17 protein-coding genes are annotated in these 16,888 nt (G+C 34.0%); 1 reads left to right on the top strand and 16 read right to left on the bottom strand.

Translation table 11 applies throughout. The features are described 5' to 3' along the window. Nucleotides 1-14: 14 nt before the first annotated feature. The 8 genes from C7958_RS09595 to cdaA all read right to left on the bottom strand — a co-directional run bounded on the left by C7958_RS09595 (nt 15) and on the right by cdaA (nt 10,407). Entirely contained in the window at nt 15-1,166 is a 1,152-nt protein-coding gene (locus C7958_RS09595) for a mannitol-1-phosphate 5-dehydrogenase (protein ID WP_111572458.1), read from the bottom strand. Nucleotides 1,167-1,194: 28 nt separating this feature from the next. Beyond that, nucleotides 1,195-1,650 (bottom strand): PTS sugar transporter subunit IIA, encoded by a 456-nt coding sequence (locus C7958_RS09590; RefSeq protein ID WP_111572457.1) that lies wholly within the window; start codon nt 1,648-1,650, stop codon nt 1,195-1,197. Nucleotides 1,651-1,704: 54 nt separating this feature from the next. After that, nucleotides 1,705-3,846 (bottom strand): BglG family transcription antiterminator, encoded by a 2,142-nt coding sequence (locus C7958_RS09585; RefSeq protein WP_111572456.1) that lies wholly within the window; start codon nt 3,844-3,846, stop codon nt 1,705-1,707. A gap of 117 nt (nt 3,847-3,963) precedes the next feature. Then, entirely contained in the window at nt 3,964-5,352 is a 1,389-nt protein-coding gene (locus C7958_RS09580; RefSeq protein WP_111572455.1) for a PTS mannitol transporter subunit IICB, read from the bottom strand. A 247-nt stretch (nt 5,353-5,599) separates the two neighbouring features. Next, nucleotides 5,600-7,423: a glutamine--fructose-6-phosphate transaminase (isomerizing) gene (gene glmS, locus C7958_RS09575; protein WP_111572454.1), complete on the bottom strand. Its 1,824-nt coding sequence runs from the start codon at nt 7,421-7,423 to the stop codon at nt 5,600-5,602. Nucleotides 7,424-7,785: 362 nt separating this feature from the next. After that, nucleotides 7,786-9,138 (bottom strand): phosphoglucosamine mutase, encoded by a 1,353-nt coding sequence (gene glmM, locus C7958_RS09570; RefSeq protein ID WP_111572453.1) that lies wholly within the window; start codon nt 9,136-9,138, stop codon nt 7,786-7,788. 94 nt (nt 9,139-9,232) lie between these two features. Continuing rightward, a complete protein-coding gene (locus C7958_RS09565) occupies nt 9,233-9,622 on the bottom strand; it encodes a hypothetical protein (RefSeq protein WP_111572452.1) in 390 nt (129 codons plus the stop codon). Then, nucleotides 9,622-10,407, bottom strand: a complete 786-nt coding sequence (gene cdaA / locus C7958_RS09560) for a diadenylate cyclase CdaA (protein ID WP_258394138.1) — start codon at nt 10,405-10,407, stop codon at nt 9,622-9,624. The genes C7958_RS09565 and cdaA overlap by 1 nt, the downstream gene beginning before the upstream one ends. Nucleotides 10,408-10,531: 124 nt before the next feature. Here cdaA and C7958_RS09555 point away from each other — a divergent pair, with 124 nt between their 5' ends. Then, complete coding sequence (locus C7958_RS09555; protein ID WP_111572450.1) at nt 10,532-11,257, top strand: hypothetical protein; 726 nt, start codon at nt 10,532-10,534, stop codon at nt 11,255-11,257. 62 nt (nt 11,258-11,319) lie between these two features. Here C7958_RS09555 and C7958_RS15645 read toward each other — a convergent pair whose 3' ends face one another. The 8 genes from C7958_RS15645 to C7958_RS09520 form a co-directional block, all read right to left on the bottom strand. Further along, nucleotides 11,320-11,481: a hypothetical protein gene (locus tag C7958_RS15645; protein WP_166668512.1), complete on the bottom strand. Its 162-nt coding sequence runs from the start codon at nt 11,479-11,481 to the stop codon at nt 11,320-11,322. Nucleotides 11,482-11,605: 124 nt separating this feature from the next. Further along, entirely contained in the window at nt 11,606-12,601 is a 996-nt protein-coding gene (gene amrS / locus C7958_RS09550) for an AmmeMemoRadiSam system radical SAM enzyme (protein WP_111572449.1), read from the bottom strand. Continuing rightward, entirely contained in the window at nt 12,594-13,121 is a 528-nt protein-coding gene (amrA, locus tag C7958_RS09545) for an AmmeMemoRadiSam system protein A (RefSeq protein ID WP_111572448.1), read from the bottom strand. The genes amrS and amrA overlap by 8 nt, the downstream gene beginning before the upstream one ends. A 29-nt stretch (nt 13,122-13,150) precedes the next feature. Further along, nucleotides 13,151-13,990, bottom strand: a complete 840-nt coding sequence (gene amrB, locus C7958_RS09540; protein WP_111572447.1) for an AmmeMemoRadiSam system protein B — start codon at nt 13,988-13,990, stop codon at nt 13,151-13,153. 364 nt (nt 13,991-14,354) lie between these two features. Then, nucleotides 14,355-14,750 (bottom strand): 30S ribosomal protein S9, encoded by a 396-nt coding sequence (rpsI, locus tag C7958_RS09535; RefSeq protein ID WP_073159789.1) that lies wholly within the window; start codon nt 14,748-14,750, stop codon nt 14,355-14,357. A 23-nt stretch (nt 14,751-14,773) separates the two neighbouring features. Beyond that, nucleotides 14,774-15,202: a 50S ribosomal protein L13 gene (gene rplM, locus C7958_RS09530; RefSeq protein ID WP_111572446.1), complete on the bottom strand. Its 429-nt coding sequence runs from the start codon at nt 15,200-15,202 to the stop codon at nt 14,774-14,776. Nucleotides 15,203-15,336: 134 nt separating this feature from the next. Next, nucleotides 15,337-16,083, bottom strand: coding sequence for a tRNA pseudouridine(38-40) synthase TruA (gene truA, locus C7958_RS09525; RefSeq protein ID WP_111572445.1), 747 nt, complete (start codon nt 16,081-16,083; stop codon nt 15,337-15,339). Nucleotides 16,084-16,095: 12 nt separating this feature from the next. Beyond that, the gene (locus C7958_RS09520; RefSeq protein WP_111572444.1) at nt 16,096-16,887 is read right to left on the bottom strand and encodes an energy-coupling factor transporter transmembrane component T family protein; all 792 of its coding nucleotides are present in this window, start codon (nt 16,885-16,887) and stop codon (nt 16,096-16,098) included. Nucleotide 16,888 lies beyond the last annotated feature (1 nt).

Here is a 16,888-nt window from a genome sequence, read left to right as displayed (position 1 = left end):
CTTATTTCACTCTGTTATTTCATTTCTTTATATTTAGCCAATATTTTTCTTCCCAGTTTACTCTCACTCTTAATTGTAGTTATTTCCTCTAAAGCCTGTTCTACACCTTTTTCTTGAATAAGCTTTTGCATTTTCTGGGATTGTTCATCTGCTTCCACATCAAATAATAGAGCAGCAGCAATACTTTTACTCAAGCCTGTGGGTGATATATCATTTTCTACAGCTCTTAAAGCTGGTGTAACCAGTCTATCTTCCTCAGAAAGCTTACGCATTGGTTCTCTACCAACTCTTTCCACAGAATCTTTTAAAGCAGGATTCATAAATCTTTTTAATATTTTTTCAATATACTGCTCATGCTCTTTAGAATCAAAATCATACAGCTTAACTAGACTTTGACCAGATTCTTCCAGAGCTGATTTAACAGTATCATAAATTTTCTCATCTTTTATTGCCTGATGAATATACTGATAATTGTAATAAAAACCCAGATAGGCTGTGGCAGCATGACCTGTATTCAAAGTATAGATCTTTCTTTCTACAAAAGCTAATAAATTATCACTCGGTGTCATACCTTCTATAATAGGTATTTTACCTTTAAATTGAGTTTTATCTACAATCCACTCCTTAAAAGGTTCTACCTTGACTTCCAGCCTGTCTTCATTCTCCTGAGGAGGTACAATTCTATCAACAGCTGAATCTACAAAGCCCACCTGTTTTTCTGCCTTTTCTTCTTCTTCCTGAGTGAAAAATTTATAGACCTCTTTTTTAAGCTTACTGGTGGCTCTAACTGCATTTTCACAGGCTATAATATTCAATTTTTTGTTTGGAGCTTCAGCTATTCTCAATTTAATACCTTCTGCAATAACCTCAGCCAGATACTTGAGATTGTTGACTCCAACTGCTGTAGTAATCAGATCAGCATCTTTGATTTCTTCAGCAACCTGATAAGTTTTATTGCTCAAAATTCCTCTCACATTATCAACCTGATAGTGTTTTTCTTTTTCGTCTCCTACTTCAGAGACTCTGTAAGATTTATATTCATTTAATTCAGCAATAATTTCCTGATCAATATCTGCAAAAACTACTTCATATTCTGATAAATTCAATAAAAGTCCAATAAAACCCCGACCAATATTTCCAGCTCCAAAATGCAAAGCTTTTTTCATTCTCTCACCTTCTTCTAAATTTTTAGACTTAAAGTAACTCTTTCAGCACAATTTTTTTATCATCAGTCTTTGTTAAAGCCTCGGTTTTTTCCTCATCCTGAAGTATAGTTGCTAGATTTTGTAATATCTGTAGATGCTCATCGCCTTTCCCAGCTATTCCAATTACTATATGGGCTGTGTTGCCGTCTCCAAAATCAACACCTTCAGGAATTTGAACAAATGAAAGCCCTGTTTTTTTGATATATTTTTTTGCTTTGTTAGTTCCATGAGGAATTGCTACTCCATTACCCATAAAAGTAGAGACATCTTTTTCTCTTTCCTGCATTGCCTCCAGATAATCTTCTTCCACATAACCATTATCATAGAGTAATTCACCTGCTATTTTTACAGCTTCTTCCTTGTTAGCGACCTTTACTCCCAATCTAATTAAATCCTCATTCATTATCTTATTTTCCTTTTTCTTAAAAAAATCTGAAAATCCCATCTTATATCCCTCTCTTTCTTAAATTAAGTTGAATTTTATTGTACTTTGAATAATTTACTGGGTGAGCATAAAATCATTAAAATAAGTTGACATTAATTCTTTAAAATATTTAAGAAATTCCTCACGTGAACCACGACGAATTATTTGACTAAAGTTTTCATTTTCAATTATTGACGAGCTAAATTTACTCAGAAGATTAATTTCTTCTTTAAGCATTTTTTCAGGAGCCAGCAGCACAATAATTCGATCTATATTTTCCTCATTTTTAATATTTTTAACTTTCAGAGTCTCCTTTAATTTGACTAAAGAAATAAACGGATAATCTACTCCTTCACTCCGGCCATGCAGAAGAGCAAGCTTCATTTCTGGAATAATAGTAGCTCCTTTTTTCTCTCTTTCTACAAGAGCCTGATAAACCTTTGGCTTATCAAAATTTTCAGGTAAATAATTACCACTGCATATTTTTCGAAAAATTTCTTGATAATTATTTAATTTGTCAAATTCAATTATTTTAAATTCTCTAATTAACTTAAGTATATCATTAGATAATCTGGATACTAATTCCAGGTTTTCTTCAAAAGAACCATCTTCAGCAGCTGTAATATTTTTTGTTTTTTTCTCCTGTGCTTTACTGATATTTATTTGTTTAATCTTATTGTTAATTTTTCTAATATCTTCCTTAACTAAAACTGGAGAGACAACCGCTGTTTTCTCGGAATATTTATCCAGAGCTACAGTAGAAATAATAAGATCAACCTGGTTATTCTCCAAATACTCTTCAATATTTAAAGCAGAGGTTTCAGCTACAATTTCTAGATTAGAAAGTGTTTTTTTGAGACGGGCAGCCAGTATCCGGGAACTTCCAATTCCACTGGAACAAACCACTAAAGTATTTATTCTGGAGAAATAAAAATCAGCATTTTCTAATGCCGAAGCAATATGCATTGTTAAATACCCAATTTCAGAATCCGGAATTTCACAGGCAAGTTCTTCAGCCAACACTTCTGCTGCTTCTTTAGTAATCTTAAAAATATCATTATACTCCCGTTTTAAATCTTTTAAAATAGGGTTTCTAATCTTCATTCCCATTTTCAGTCTGGAAACTGCCGGTTCTAGATGGGTAGTTAAACCAGAAATCAAATTATAATCATCAGCTAATTTAACATTTAATTTGTTTTCTACCTCTCTTACCAGCGTTCTGGCCAATTTTATCGCTTCCAGTTCTTCATCTGCCAGCGGCTCTTCTATCATTTCGACATTTTTTCTTATTTTTGCACCTTTTAAATGCATAGTAATAAAAGCTTTTTCGTCTTCAGGAATTGTCAGCTCAAAAATTTTTTCCAATCTAGCTGCAATTTTTTCCGCCAGCTTATATTCTTTAGTCCTTTTTAACGTCTCCAGTTTTTCGGTTTCTATAGAAATTTCTTCATTATTTTCCAGCCTTTTTATGGCCAGTGCCAGATGAATTAATAAACCAATATAAGAACTGTTAACCATTTGAAAATCATTTTGTTTTAAAATTTGATTAATACTTTTTTCAATTTTATTGGAAGTCTCATAACTAATAAAATTTAAAATATCAAGTTTAGTTTTTGAAATTTCTGTTTCATTTCTATTTTCATTGAGGTTACTATCAACATTATTCCTGATTATATCTAATACTTTTTCTTCACCAAAATCTTCATATAAAAAATCAATTACTGCGCGTCTAAAGTTTTCTTCTGAACCCTCCAGAAAAACTCCTATCCCCTGTTTTCTATTGAGCTCAAGCCCTCTTTTTTCAAACCACTCTGCCACTTTATTAAGATCATAACTAATTGTAGCTTCTGTCACAGCCAGCTGATGGGCCAGAGCTGTTAATTTTTGAAAACGATCTGAAAAAATAAACTGCTTTATTATATATCTTTTTCTTCCTACAGGAGAATATTCCGAAAGCGAATCTTTTTCACTTAACTTTTTCTGATACTGCTTAAGAATTTCTTCGTCCCCTGTAACTGTAGTTCCCACACTCGGTTTAGAAATAATATTTAAATCTGAATCTTTAAATGACTTTTTTAAAGACGCCATCTCTCTTGAAATGGTTCTCTCACTCACTCCGAGTTGATCTGCAAGATCTTTTACAGTTAGATATTCATTTCTATTAATTAAAATTTTTATTATCTTTTTTTCCCGAGAAGTTAAGTTATCAATTTTCATTTTTTACCTCTTCCTCGATCAAAACATTAAATTTGAGCTATTAAAATAGATATTGATTAAATAGAAATTAATTAAAAACAAATAAAGTGGCAGCTGCCACTTTATTTGTCTGTCATTTTACTTTTGATTCTTTTTTAATCTTTCTACCAGTTCATCATAAACTGGACTGCCCATAAAGTTCTCGATAACTAAAAATTCACTATCAGGAACTCGTTTTTTGGCTCTTTCTAATAAAGAACCATGAAGCAGGACAATATCACTATCTTTAGGAATTTCGTCAATAGAAGAATTGTCAACTTTAATATCAAGTCCCGCATCCTGAATTTTATTTCTTAATTGAGTTGCTGCCATAGCACTGGAACCCATACCAGCGTCACAGGCCACAATGATTTTACTAATTTCTTCTGTGCTTCCACTAATTTGATCGGATACAGAAGATTTTTTCCCTTTCAAATCTTCCATCTGAGATGTAGCTGCTCCCAGGTCACCTGTTTCTTCAGGATGAGAGGTTGTTTTTAAGATTACCCAGCCCACACCAAAGGAAACAAGAGTAGATAAAAAGATACCTGACAATACCGGAATAAAACTTCCAGGAGGTGTCATTGCCAGTTCAGCAAAAATACTACCTGGAGAAGGAGTTGCTACAAGTCCAGCTCCGGTTACTACAAAAGTAAAAACTCCAGTCATACCACCTGCTATTACAGCTAAAATCATAGTTGGCTTCATTAAAACATATGGGAAATATATTTCGTGAATTCCGCCAAAGAAATGAATTATTGCTGCACCAGGTGCAGTTAATTTCGCATTACCTTTACCAGCTGCCCAGTAGGCCAGTAAAAGTCCCAGTCCTGGGCCAGGATTTGTTTCCAGTAAGAACATAATTGATTTACCCATTTCTTCTACCTGCTGAACTCCTATCGGGCTTAAAACACCGTGATTAATGGCATTATTTAAGAATAATACTTTACCTGGTTCAATAAGCAGGGATGCCAGAGGTAACAATCCAGCACTTACTATCCACTCTACTCCTAATCTCAAAAAGTTATTTAAACCAGAAACAAATGGTCCAATTACAACATAAGCAAGCAAAGTTAATAACATTCCAATAATTCCAGAAGAGAAATTATTAACTAACATTTCAAATCCTGATTTAACTTTACCTTCTATAGCCTGATCAAACTTCTTAATTGTCCAACCACCAATAGGACCCATAACCATGGCACCTAAAAACATTGGAATCTCAGCACCAACAATAACCCCCATTGTAGCTACTGCACCAACAACTCCACCTCTTCTTCCACTGACAAGTTTACCACCTGTATAACCAATCAGCAGAGGTAATAAATAAGTGATCATTGGTCCAACTAAAGATGCAAAGCCTTCGTTTGGTACCCAGCCATCGGGGATAAATAAGGCTGTAATCAAACCCCAGGCAATAAAAGCACCGATATTGGGCATGATCATCCCACTCAAAAATCGACCAAAACTCTGAATTTTTTCTCTCATAATCTCACTCCCTGTTTTAGTATAAATAATTTAAATTTATTATTAGAACCTTCTAACTTAAGTTAATGATACTACTGCTAATTGAAAAATACAAGGATATCAATTTAAGATTCTGGCTGTATAGATTACCGCCATTTTTTAATAATGTGCTTTAAACAGAAATAACCGGCACTCTAATTCAGGCTAAAACCTAAACCAGAGCTCCGGTTAATTAAAGATTCCTTATTTGAATATATAAGTCTTGTTACTATTCTACAGTTACACTTTTAGCCAGATTACGGGGCTGATCTATCGCACATTCTCTCTCAACTGCTATATAATATGCCAGCAGCTGCAGAGGAACTGTAGAAAGAATGCCTGCCAACAATTCGTTAGTGGCAGGAATTTCAAATCTGAAGTCAATATCATCCAGATCTTTTACACCCTCAGTTACTACAGCAGTTACAACTCCATCTCTTGCTTTAACTTCTTTGATATTACTTAAAGTTTTATCAATAACATCAGTCTGAGTAGCTACAGCAATTACCGGCACTCCCTCTTCAACTAGCGCCAGAGTTCCATGCTTTAATTCACCAGCTGGATAAGACTCTGCATGAATATAAGAAATTTCCTTAAGTTTAAGTGAAGCTTCTTCTACCACAGCATTATCCAGGCCGCGGCCAATATAAAATATATTTTCGCGGTCGGCATAATTATCAATTTGAGCTTTGATTTCTGCTTCATTTTTTTCCAGAACTTCTTTTATCTGTTCAGGTATTTGTTTAAAACTGCTGATAATTTCTCTGCTTTTATCATCGGCTAATAACCCTTTAATTCTGGCAAAATAAATCGCCAGCAAATATTGGACTGTAATCATTCCGATATAAGCCTTGGTAGAAGCTACAGCAATTTCTGGACCCGCATGAATATAAATAACATCATCTGATTCGCGGGCAATCGTACTTCCAACCACATTACAGATCCCAATAATCCGGGCTCCTTTAGCTTTAGATTCTCTAACAGCAGCCAGAGTATCGGCTGTTTCTCCAGACTGACTAACTACAATTACCAGAGTGTTCTCATCTACAATGGGATCGCGGTATCTAAACTCAGAAGCTATTGCAACCTCAACTGGAACCCGGGCCAGCTTTTCGATAGCATATTTACCAACTAAACCAGAATTATAAGCAGTTCCACAGGCCACAATATATATTTTATTATATTTATTTAATTCTTCCTGATCCATAGTAAAGCCTTCAAATTTAACATCCGTTTCTGTTAAGCGGCCATTTATACAATTCTTTACTGTTTCTGGCTGCTCATGGATTTCTTTTAACATAAAATGATCATATCCACCTTTTTCAGCCATGGAAGCTTCCCAGTCAACATTAAATATTTCTTTATCCAGTTCTTCACCTTCCACCGTATAAGTTTTTACACCCTGATGTTCAAGTACAGCCATTTCGTTATCATCTAAAATATAAACATTTCTGGTATGATCCAGAATAGCGGGAATATCAGAACCGATAAAATACTCATCTTCTCCTAAACCAATAATTAGAGGACTGTCTTTCCGGACCGCAACAATTTTTTCTTTCTCTTTTTTTGATAGAACAGCTATTGCATAGGAACCTTCCAGTAAATCAACTGCCTTCCGGACCGCTTCTTCTATATTTCCCTGATAGAATTTTGAGATTAAATTAGGGATAACTTCCGTATCAGTTTCCGAATCAAAAACATAACCTTCTTTTTTTAATTGATTTTTCAATTCCAGGTAATTTTCAATAATTCCATTATGAACAACCACAAATTCTCCTTCTGAACTTTGATGGGGATGAGAATTAGGTGTTGAAGGTTTTCCATGAGTTGCCCAGCGAGTATGACCAATCCCTACATTTCCTCGAGGAGATTTCTGCTTAAGTATTTCTTCCAGACTGTTTAACTTACCTTTCTTTTTAACTAATGCTATCCCCTGTTTTTCCTGGACAGCAATCCCGGCTGAGTCATAACCTCTATATTCTAACTTTTTTAATCCTTCCAGTAAAATCGGTGCTGCATCTTTTTTTCCAATATAACCAACAATTCCACACATATATTTTAACCTCCATTATATTCGTATCTTTTAAATCAATTATTTTTAATACTTATTAACACAATATTTAACTGTCAGCTGCTGTTTATTTCCTCTGTCTCAACAATTACCTGCTGATTTTAAGAAATAAACTTTAGGTAGACAACCTCTACCTGAAGGCATCCGCCGAAGATTCGATAACCTTCTTCCTCGTCCACCTGATTAAAATCCCGTTGCAATCAGGTTCTGGCGCTTTATCCTCATCTTTTTTATACTCACCTCCTTTATCTGTTTTTAAAATACTTAATCACATAGCATTTTTAACTAAATAGCAGCAAATACAGCTCTCATTTTATTATAAATTACTATAAATAGCAAATGATTTAGTTCAATTCTTCACTAATTAATTTAGTTAATTTCCTTTCCCATTTATTTAAAAGTTCTTCTTCCTTACCCTCTAACATTACTCTGATCAGAGGCTCGGTTCCAGAAGCACGGACAAAAACTCGACCTGAAGTTCCAATCTCATTTTCTGCAGCTTTAATTTCAGCTTCAATCCTGGTATTTTGATCCCAGCCGTCTTTCTGACTGACTTTTACATTAGCCAACAATTGTGGCCAGTAACTCATAACTTCCTTCAATTGAGATAAAGATTGACCTTTCTTTTTTATGATAGCAGCAATTTTAACTGCAGTTAAAATTCCATCACCAGTTGTGTTGTATTCACTAAAAATAATATGACCAGATTTTTCTCCACCCAGCCTATAATTATTTTTCAGCATTTCTGCCAGAACATAACGGTCTCCATTTTTGGTAATTACCAGCTCAGCACCTACTTCTGCCAGGCTTTCTTTTAATCCCAGATTACTGTACTTAGTTGTGACAACTGTATTTTTATTTAATTTATCCTGAGCAATCATTTCTCTGGCAGCAACAGCCATAATGTTGTCACCTTCTACAATCTCGCCCTTTTCGTCAATTAAAATCACTCTATCAGCATCACCATCATGGGCAACCCCTAAATCAGCGTCTGTCTTAATTACTTTTTCTGCTGCCAGTTCAGGTGCTGTGGAACCACAATTAACATTGATCTCTGCGCCATTTGGATGATTATTAATTACAATTACTTCTGCTCCAAGTGATTCAAAAACAGATGGTGAAGCCTGATAAGCAGCACCATTGGCACAGTCGATTACTACTTTCAATCCATCAAGTTTTTGATCAGTACTCTTAATTACAAAATTAATATATTCCTCAATCCAGTCATACTTTTCTTCAATCAGGCCAATCTCATTATCAATTGGATAGGGTAATTCTTCTGAATGATCATTAAAAATCAGCTCTTCAATTTCTAATTCCGCCTGATCACTGAGCTTAATTCCATTCTGATCAAAAAATTTAATCCCATTATCAGCAGTTGGATTATGAGAAGCAGAAATCATAACTCCTCCAGCTACCTCTTTTGATCTACTCAAAAAACAGACACCAGGAGTCGGAATAATTCCCAGTCTGTAAACATCAATTCCAACTGAAGTCAAACCGGCCATCAAAGCAGCCTCCAGCATATCACCAGAAAGTCGAGTATCCTTACCAATAATAACCACTGGTCTCTCCTGCTCCGAATTTTTCGTCAAATAATAGCCGCCAATTCTACCCAATTTAAATGCCAGTTCACCTTTTAACTCATGATTGGCAACACCGCGAACACCATCAGTTCCAAACAATTTCTTCTCCAAATTTTCCACCTCAAATTATTAATATTAGTCTCAAGCAATCAGTCTTTAGATTTTCATACCTTATAATCTGGTTTAAATATAAACTTGATTTTAATCATTCATCTTTTCTACTAATATTAACCAGTAAATATCCAGGATCCACCCCCATCAGCCTGGCTGAATTAGGTAAATCAACTTCGATTATTTTCATATTATCACCTGGATCAACATTACGCAAATCAACATAAGCAGTAATATCATTTCGATTAAGCTGAGAAAAATATGAGACATAATCAATCCTGACTACAGCTCTCTCAACTGACATTGATTCTATCTGATATTCATCAGCTAAATTTCTAACTTCAATGTTCACTAAAAATGATGCCGCCTGTTCTTCTCCATAATTAAAAATATTTGCAGTCTGGTTACTTGCATAACCCCAGAGCAAAACAGCAATTACGAACGCTAAAACTATTTTTTTTTGATTTTCGGTTAGAGAAAACATTAGAAATGCCTCCTCATAAATGATTTTTCTTTAGATTTTTCAAAACCATGGGTCAATGCTTCTCTCAGTTCTGCTTTATCAAGGTGGCGGCTCAACTGTCCGTCCTCAGCAATCGAAATTACCCCTGTTTCTTCGGATACTACTAAAGCCAGAGCATCGGACTCCTCCGTAATGCCAATTGCTGCTCTGTGTCTTGTTCCCAATCTGGGGTTAATGTCAGAGCGGGTAGAAAGATTTAAAAAACAGCTGGCTGCCTGAATCTTACCATTCTCAATTATTAAAGCACCATCATGAAGAGGAGAGTCATGCTGAAAAATACTGACTAGAAGCTGTTTACTAATTGAAGCACCAAGCTCTATTCCGGTTTCAATATAATTTTTCAATCCCACTTTACGCGAAATAACAATTAAAGCTCCAATTCTCTTTTCTGACATATCTGCTGTGGCCAGCACAATCTCGTTAATCTCCTTTGGCCCCCAGTTCTGCCAGAACTGTTCTTTAAGAAAACCTCCTCTACCTATCTGTTCTAAAGCTCGCCTCAATTCAGGCTGAAAAACAATCGGTAGTGCTACCATAATAATAGTTAGAAAGCTATCTAAAAACCAGTTAACAGTATTTAATTCTAAAAGTTGTGCCAGGAGGGCAACTAAAAAAATCAAACCCAGTCCTTTAATCAGCTGGACTGCCCTCGTGCCTGAGATAATATTAAGTAAATAATAAATAATGAACGCAATTATAAAAATATCCAATAAACTTGTTATAACCTGCCAGGACAATTTTATCACCTCTTACTATAAATATTCGGCAAACAACAGTCTAAAACCTGCTTATTTTTAAAATCCATCAAAAAAAAAATTTTTTAAAGGAATCATCTGATTTTAATAGAAATAAGAGAGAGGAGGTGATAGTTTGAAAAACAATATCTTTTCCGATAAGCGACTGAATTATAAAGACTTTTTAATAATTATTGTCGCCTGGTATTTTATTACTTTAAGCAGCTATTATATTATAGAAAAAGATTTTACCTCACTAATTTATATTAATGAAATCTTAGCTTTTGCAATTAATGTTCTCTCCCATATTGTTTTTTTATTTATTATTTACAGTTATTTTAATTTACTTTATGATTTTAGCTTTGCTGATCTCGGCTTTAAGTATAAAAAAGAAAAAGTAAATTTAAAAGCACTATTTTTTATCTTTTTACTATTAACAGTCGGTGTTATTTTGATTAATCTTAATTATAAACCCCAAATTGAAAGCAGCTTTTTCCCTCTGCAGCTGGGAGAAAATATTTTTAGAGTAATTTATAGTGATCTACCACTGGTGGTTATGATTTTCATTATACTTATTTTTACAGCCAGTGTAGAACAATTTTTATTCAATAAAATAATTTTTTCACTATTTGACCTATATTTACCAGGGTTTTTAGCAGTTATCTTCAGTGGTTTATTTGCTTCAGTCTTATTTCTAGAATTTAATCCTGCCTTTATTTTAATAATTTTCATTTCGGTAGTTATCAGTAATTATCTTTATATTATAAGTGGTCATAATCTATTTACGCCAATTATTTTTTACAGCTATTTTCTGACACTCTACATAGTTTTTATTTACGGATTTGATTTTGTAATAATTTAAAAAACTTCTCTAATAACATAAAAGGCCGGCCAGAGGCCGACCTTTTTAAATTCTTATTTACTTTACACCCACAGCTTAAAGATACCATTTACCTGGTTAATCTTTGCTGCCATCTTTTCATCATTATGATTATGATATAAGTCTCCACTACACTTTTCACAATAGAGTGCACCAGACCAATTCTGACTTCCACAAACATTACATTCTACATTTTTATTTCTCATTATTAAGCCCTCCTTATAGTGTTATAGTATTATATGAGCTTATTTAGAGTATAGCAGTACTTATAATAGCTGTCAAGTTAATTTTTAAAAATATAAAATTAAAAATTATTTGATAATTTGGCAGTTATACAAACTCACCATAAATATTCTCTCCACAGTCTGGGCATCTATTATTCTGCAGTCTGTTTTCTACATTATAGCTTCTCCGCTTAATCAGCCTGGCTCCACAATCTGGACAAAAAGTATCAGCTGTATTTTCAATAATTGCATTACCTAAATAAACATGATCCAGATATTTTTCTGCTTCCTGATAAGCATTTTTCATCAATTCTAAATCTGTTGGCGGATTATCTAGCTTATAGGCAGGGTGATATCTGCTTAAATGAAGTGGAATTTTACTATTAACACCAGCCAGCCATTGGAAAAGATTTTTTAATTCTTCCAGATCATCATTTAAATCAGTGATAATTAAATTTGTTACTTCCAGATGGATTTTTTCTTCAGCCAGCTTTTTTATTGTCTTTTTTACAGCTTCCAGTCCACCGTGACAGTGCTGCTGATAAAAATCATTATTAAACGCCTTTAAGTCGATATTAGCAGCATCTAATAATGGTATCAGCTCTTCTAAAGGTTTTTGATTAATAAAACCATTGCTGACCATTATATTTTTTAACCCCTTCTGGTGAGCAATCTCAGCAGTCTCAAACATATATTCATAGAAAATTGTCGGCTCAGAATAAGTGTATGCAAGCAGATTAATATTTTTAGCCAAAGCTGTTTCTACAACCTCTGCTGGTTGAAAATCTCGCAACTGCGGCTTTTGCTGACTAATTCTCCAGTTTTGACAGAATCCACAGCTCATATTGCAGCCCCAGCTGCCAAATGAAAGAACCTGGGCCTCTGGATGAAAATGATAAAGAGGTTTTTTTTCAACGGGATCAACACCCAGAGAAGAAACTTTGCCGTAATTTAAAGTATACAACTCTCCTTCAATATTTTTTCTAACCATACAAATTCCCGTTTTGTTATTAGAAATTACACAGTTATGAGGACAAAGCTCACATCCTATTAACTCTTCTTCCTCTAAATGATAAAATTTAGCAGGATGTTGATCATTCATTTTCCTCAAACCTCCTTACTTTAAAACGGTAAATTTCTACTTCAGCATCTTCCCTTAAACCAGCTTTTTTCTTAGCAATATTTAGCTGCTTTTCAGCTGTATCAATCCCCTCTAAATCCGGCAGCAGCAGACCTGTTTGATGACCTCCTTTTACCAAAATTCCATATTTTTTTGGATCAAGCTTCGATTTATCACTAACTTCTTCCGGTTCCGACAAAATATCAACCGAAATTTGAATCTCATTCAGCTCTTCCTTTACCACTTCCGGAAAACGAGGATCATTTTCTGCAGCTGTCATAGCATTACTAATGATTTCATAAGCTGCATTTTTCTGAACAGGTCTAAATGTTCCCATACAGCCTCTTAAGTTACCTTTTTTTCTTAAACAAACAAAAACTCCTGCTTTCTTTTTTAAAATATCCGGCAGCTGCTCTTCCTCAACTTCAGCTTCTTTGCCAGAAACAATATATTCTTCCACTGTCTTTCTGGCTAAATTAGTAATATATTTTTCTTCATCCATTATAATCACTCCCAATTATCTTCTCTAGTTTATTTTTTATCTGTTTTAGGATTAATAAAAACTGTACCATAACCGACACCAAAAGGTCCCTCATAAGAGTTAACTTTAACATCAACTTCTAAACTGTCCAGGGTCCCCAGCATTGTTATAATTGGTCTTAAACCACACTCGCCAGCCTTTTCGATTAAATCCTGATCAAAATTCAAAATTGACTCGAAATCCTGGTCTTTAAAATACTGCATTAACTTCTCATCAAAGAGATGAGCGTCTGGATTGAAGCCTGCAGGTGCTCCTTTTTTTAATCGATGTGAAAGATCTCCACTTGCTATCACTGCAATCTTATAATCAAGTTCTGAAGCCGTTCTGGCAATTTCCTGACCAATCTTATACAGCTCCTGATAGGTAATAAAACCTATCGAAATTGGTAGAATAGGTAATTTAACTCCTGCCTTTTCTAAATAGTTTAAAGGCACCATAATTCCATGATCAAGTTCCTGATCAACTCCATAATCCCTTAAATCTTTTTTTCGCAGAGGCTGCAGGGATAAATTCTTTTCTTTAACATTGGAAATTAGTTTTTCAGCAAATTTAGTGTCAGATTTTTCGCTAAATTTAAGTTTTGAATGCCCAAAATCACTAAAGTTTCCTTTAAGATCTTCTTTAACAATAATAGAAGCAGTAGATCTAAAAACTGGTCCATGAGGAGTAATAAAAATCAATAGGTCAAGTTCATCTTTAAATTCAGCAATCTCTTCAGCTGTCTTTTTAAAACCCTGAACAGTCTTTTCTGCCTTTTTCAATTCCCGATCACCAATTTCTTCAATCACAATCGGCGGGTGTGGCAGTAAAGCAGCACATTTAACTCCCATAAATTCCACCTCCAGCTTAATTTAAATCAAAACAAATCTTGACTAACTTTATTTTCTCGATCAATAAAAAAGCACAAAATTAATTTCTCCTTCGTTTTTATTATACTATAAATTAGATGATAAAAAAACACCCAATTAGAAGGCCAATTTTTAGCTTGTTATCTAACATACTAATACAAGAAGGCCGGCTTTTTTATTTTTTATAATTAAAGCAAAGTAAATTAATTTTACGAATACTAGTTATTGTTATAAAGTTTTACTGGAGCGATATTTCATTGTGCAGACTTAAAATAATAGGAGAATATAATTATAAAAAAGAAAAAAGCAGAGCCTGAGCTCTGCCTGAATAAAATCAAAAATAATATTATCTTTTTGAGAACTGTGGACTTTTTCTCGCTTTTTTGCGTCCGTATTTCTTTCTTTCAACCATACGGGAGTCTCTGGTTAAGTAACCAGCTTTTTTAAGTGGTCCACGGTAATCTTTGTCAACTTCCAGTAATGCTCTAGCAATTCCATGACGAACTGCTCCAGCCTGACCAGAAAGTCCACCACCTCTAACATTTACTAATACATCAAAAGTTCCATCAGCATTAACTAATTCTAAAGGTGACATAATATCTTTAATTAAAGATTTTCTATTAAAATAGTTATCAATTTCTTTGTCATTTACTAAAAATTTTCCGTCTCCAGGCAGCAGGCGAACACGAGCTGTAGAAGTTTTTCTACGACCTGTACCTCTATATTGTACTTCAGAAGCCATCTATTAAATTCCTCCTCTCAGAATTAAAGTTCTAATTGTTCCGGCTGTTGAGCCTGATGTGGATGATTTGCTCCACTATATACTTTTAATTTTTTTATCATTTTTCTACCTAATTTATTATGTGGTAACATACCTTTAACAGCTTTTTCGATAATAAATTCAGGATTCTTAGCACGTAGTTCTCTATAAGTAATTTCATTAATACCACCAGGATAATTTGTGTGACTGTAATGTTTCTTGTCATCCCACTTTTTCCCTGTTAATTTAATTTTTTCAGCATTAACAACTATTACATAATCTCCCATATCTACATGAGGAGTAAAAGTCGGCTTGTGCTTTCCTCTAATATACTGAGCGATTTCAGATGCAAGTCTTCCTAAAGTTTTATCTGCAGCATCAACTACATACCAGTTGCGCTCTACAGTTTCATTATTTGCCATATATGTTGACATAACTATACCTCCTTAGTTAAAAATTATCTCTATAATTACATGAAATTATTCTCAACGGGGCTAGTTGTTGAACAGAATAATTCATAGTAATTTTAATACAATCTTCTGCTTTTGTCAAGTTAAACGAAAATAAATTAATCATAAAGTACTTTGATTAAAGTTAAACCCTGAGCCGGAGCAGTAAAACCAGCATTATTTCGATCACAACTCTGCAAAATATATTTCAATTCAGACAGAGTTCTTTTTCCAAGACCGGCTTCAATAAGTGTACCGGCTAAAATTCTTATCATATTATATAAAAAACCATTACCAACAACATCGATCCAGATTTCAGCATCTTCTGCTGGATAAATGTCTAAAGAATATATTTCTCTAACTGTAGATTCTACAGAAGAACCAGCAGCACAAAATGAAGCAAAATCATGACAGCCTTCAAAAATATTTGTAGCCTTCTGCATAAGTTCTAAATCAAGTTTTTTATAAACATTATAAACAAAATTGCGGACAAAAACTGAATTAAAATTACTGTTCAAAATTCTATATCTATATTTTTTGCCCCGTGCATCATAACGAGCGTGAAAATCCTGATCCACTTTTTCCGCTTTTTTACAGATGATATCATCAGGTAGTTCAGTATTTAAAGCAATTGGAATCTTGGCAAGCGGAATCTCAACATCCAGAAAGAAATTTGCTGTCTGACCAGCCGCGTGAACCCCAGCATCTGTCCTTCCAGCACCTGTAATCTGTACCCTATTCTTATTAATTTTAGTAAGGGTTTGCTCTATTTTTTGCTGTATTGTTTGACTGGTATTTTTCTGAATCTGCCAGCCACTATAATTAGTTCCATCATATTCAACTATAATTTTGTAGTTTTGTCTCATTTTAAATCTCACCTAATAAAATGATACGGCGACTGCCAGTATAATTATAATAATTAAAGCAATAAAATCATAATATCTAAACTCTAATTCATGCAGCCTTGTTCTTCCTTCACCACCACGATAACACCTGGACTCCATTGCTAAAGCCAGATCATCTGCTCTTCTAAAAGCACTTATAAATAAAGGAACCAGTAAAGGAATTAAACTTTTAGCTCTCTGAATTAAATTACCAGATTCAAAATCAGCACCTCTAGCCTGCTGAGCTTTCATAATTTTATCAGCCTCTTCCAGTAATGTTGGAATAAACCTTAAAGCAATTGTCATCATCATTGACAGCTCACTTGCCGGCACCCCAAACCTCTTTAAAGGGGATAAAATATATTCAATACCATCTGTTAACTGCAGTGGAGAAGTAGTTAAGGTTAAGAGCGAAGTAAATAAAATTAAAATAAAAATTCTACTTACCATAAAAAATCCTGTATATACTCCTTCAGATTCAATAGAAATAAATCTCCAGGACCATAAAACTTCTCCTCCCTTAGTCAAAAAGATATGAATAAAGAGAGTAAACAAAACTAAAATTAAAATCGGTTTTAATCCTTTGAGAACTTTTTTGACTGAGATTTTGGATAATAAAACAACTACCAGAACAAAGGCAGCAAAAAATCCAAAGCCAGTAAATGTATCAATTGTAAATAAAGCAATTATCAGGATTGTAGTAATCATAATTTTAATCCGGGCATCCAGAGCGTGAATAATAGAATCGCGAGCTATATACTGACCAATTGTTATATCTTTTAGCATA

This window comes from Halanaerobium saccharolyticum (genome assembly GCF_003259895.1).
GTDB lineage: Bacteria > Bacillota > Halanaerobiia > Halanaerobiales > Halanaerobiaceae > Halanaerobium > Halanaerobium saccharolyticum_A.
This window is presented reverse-complemented; position numbering and strand designations above follow the sequence as displayed.

Bases quoted from the DNA above. Each gene is read 5' to 3' on its own strand.
- C7958_RS09595 (WP_111572458.1), bottom strand. From the start codon at position 1,166: ATGAAAAAAGCTTTGCATTTTGGAGCTGGAAATATTGGTCGGGGTTTT.
- C7958_RS09590 (WP_111572457.1), bottom strand. From the start codon at position 1,650: ATGGGATTTTCAGATTTTTTTAAGAAAAAGGAAAATAAGATAATGAAT.
- C7958_RS09585 (WP_111572456.1), bottom strand. From the start codon at position 3,846: ATGAAAATTGATAACTTAACTTCTCGGGAAAAAAAGATAATAAAAATT.
- C7958_RS09580 (WP_111572455.1), bottom strand. From the start codon at position 5,352: ATGAGAGAAAAAATTCAGAGTTTTGGTCGATTTTTGAGTGGGATGATC.
- glmS (WP_111572454.1), bottom strand. From the start codon at position 7,423: ATGTGTGGAATTGTTGGTTATATTGGAAAAAAAGATGCAGCACCGATT.
- C7958_RS09565 (WP_111572452.1), bottom strand. From the start codon at position 9,622: ATGTTTTCTCTAACCGAAAATCAAAAAAAAATAGTTTTAGCGTTCGTA.
- C7958_RS15645 (WP_166668512.1), bottom strand. From the start codon at position 11,481: ATGAGAAATAAAAATGTAGAATGTAATGTTTGTGGAAGTCAGAATTGG.
- amrS (WP_111572449.1), bottom strand. From the start codon at position 12,601: ATGAATGATCAACATCCTGCTAAATTTTATCATTTAGAGGAAGAAGAG.
- amrA (WP_111572448.1), bottom strand. From the start codon at position 13,121: ATGGATGAAGAAAAATATATTACTAATTTAGCCAGAAAGACAGTGGAA.
- amrB (WP_111572447.1), bottom strand. From the start codon at position 13,990: ATGGGAGTTAAATGTGCTGCTTTACTGCCACACCCGCCGATTGTGATT.
- rpsI (WP_073159789.1), bottom strand. From the start codon at position 14,750: ATGGCTTCTGAAGTACAATATAGAGGTACAGGTCGTAGAAAAACTTCT.
- rplM (WP_111572446.1), bottom strand. From the start codon at position 15,202: ATGTCAACATATATGGCAAATAATGAAACTGTAGAGCGCAACTGGTAT.
- truA (WP_111572445.1), bottom strand. From the start codon at position 16,083: ATGAGACAAAACTACAAAATTATAGTTGAATATGATGGAACTAATTAT.
- C7958_RS09520 (WP_111572444.1), bottom strand. From the start codon at position 16,887: ATGCTAAAAGATATAACAATTGGTCAGTATATAGCTCGCGATTCTATT.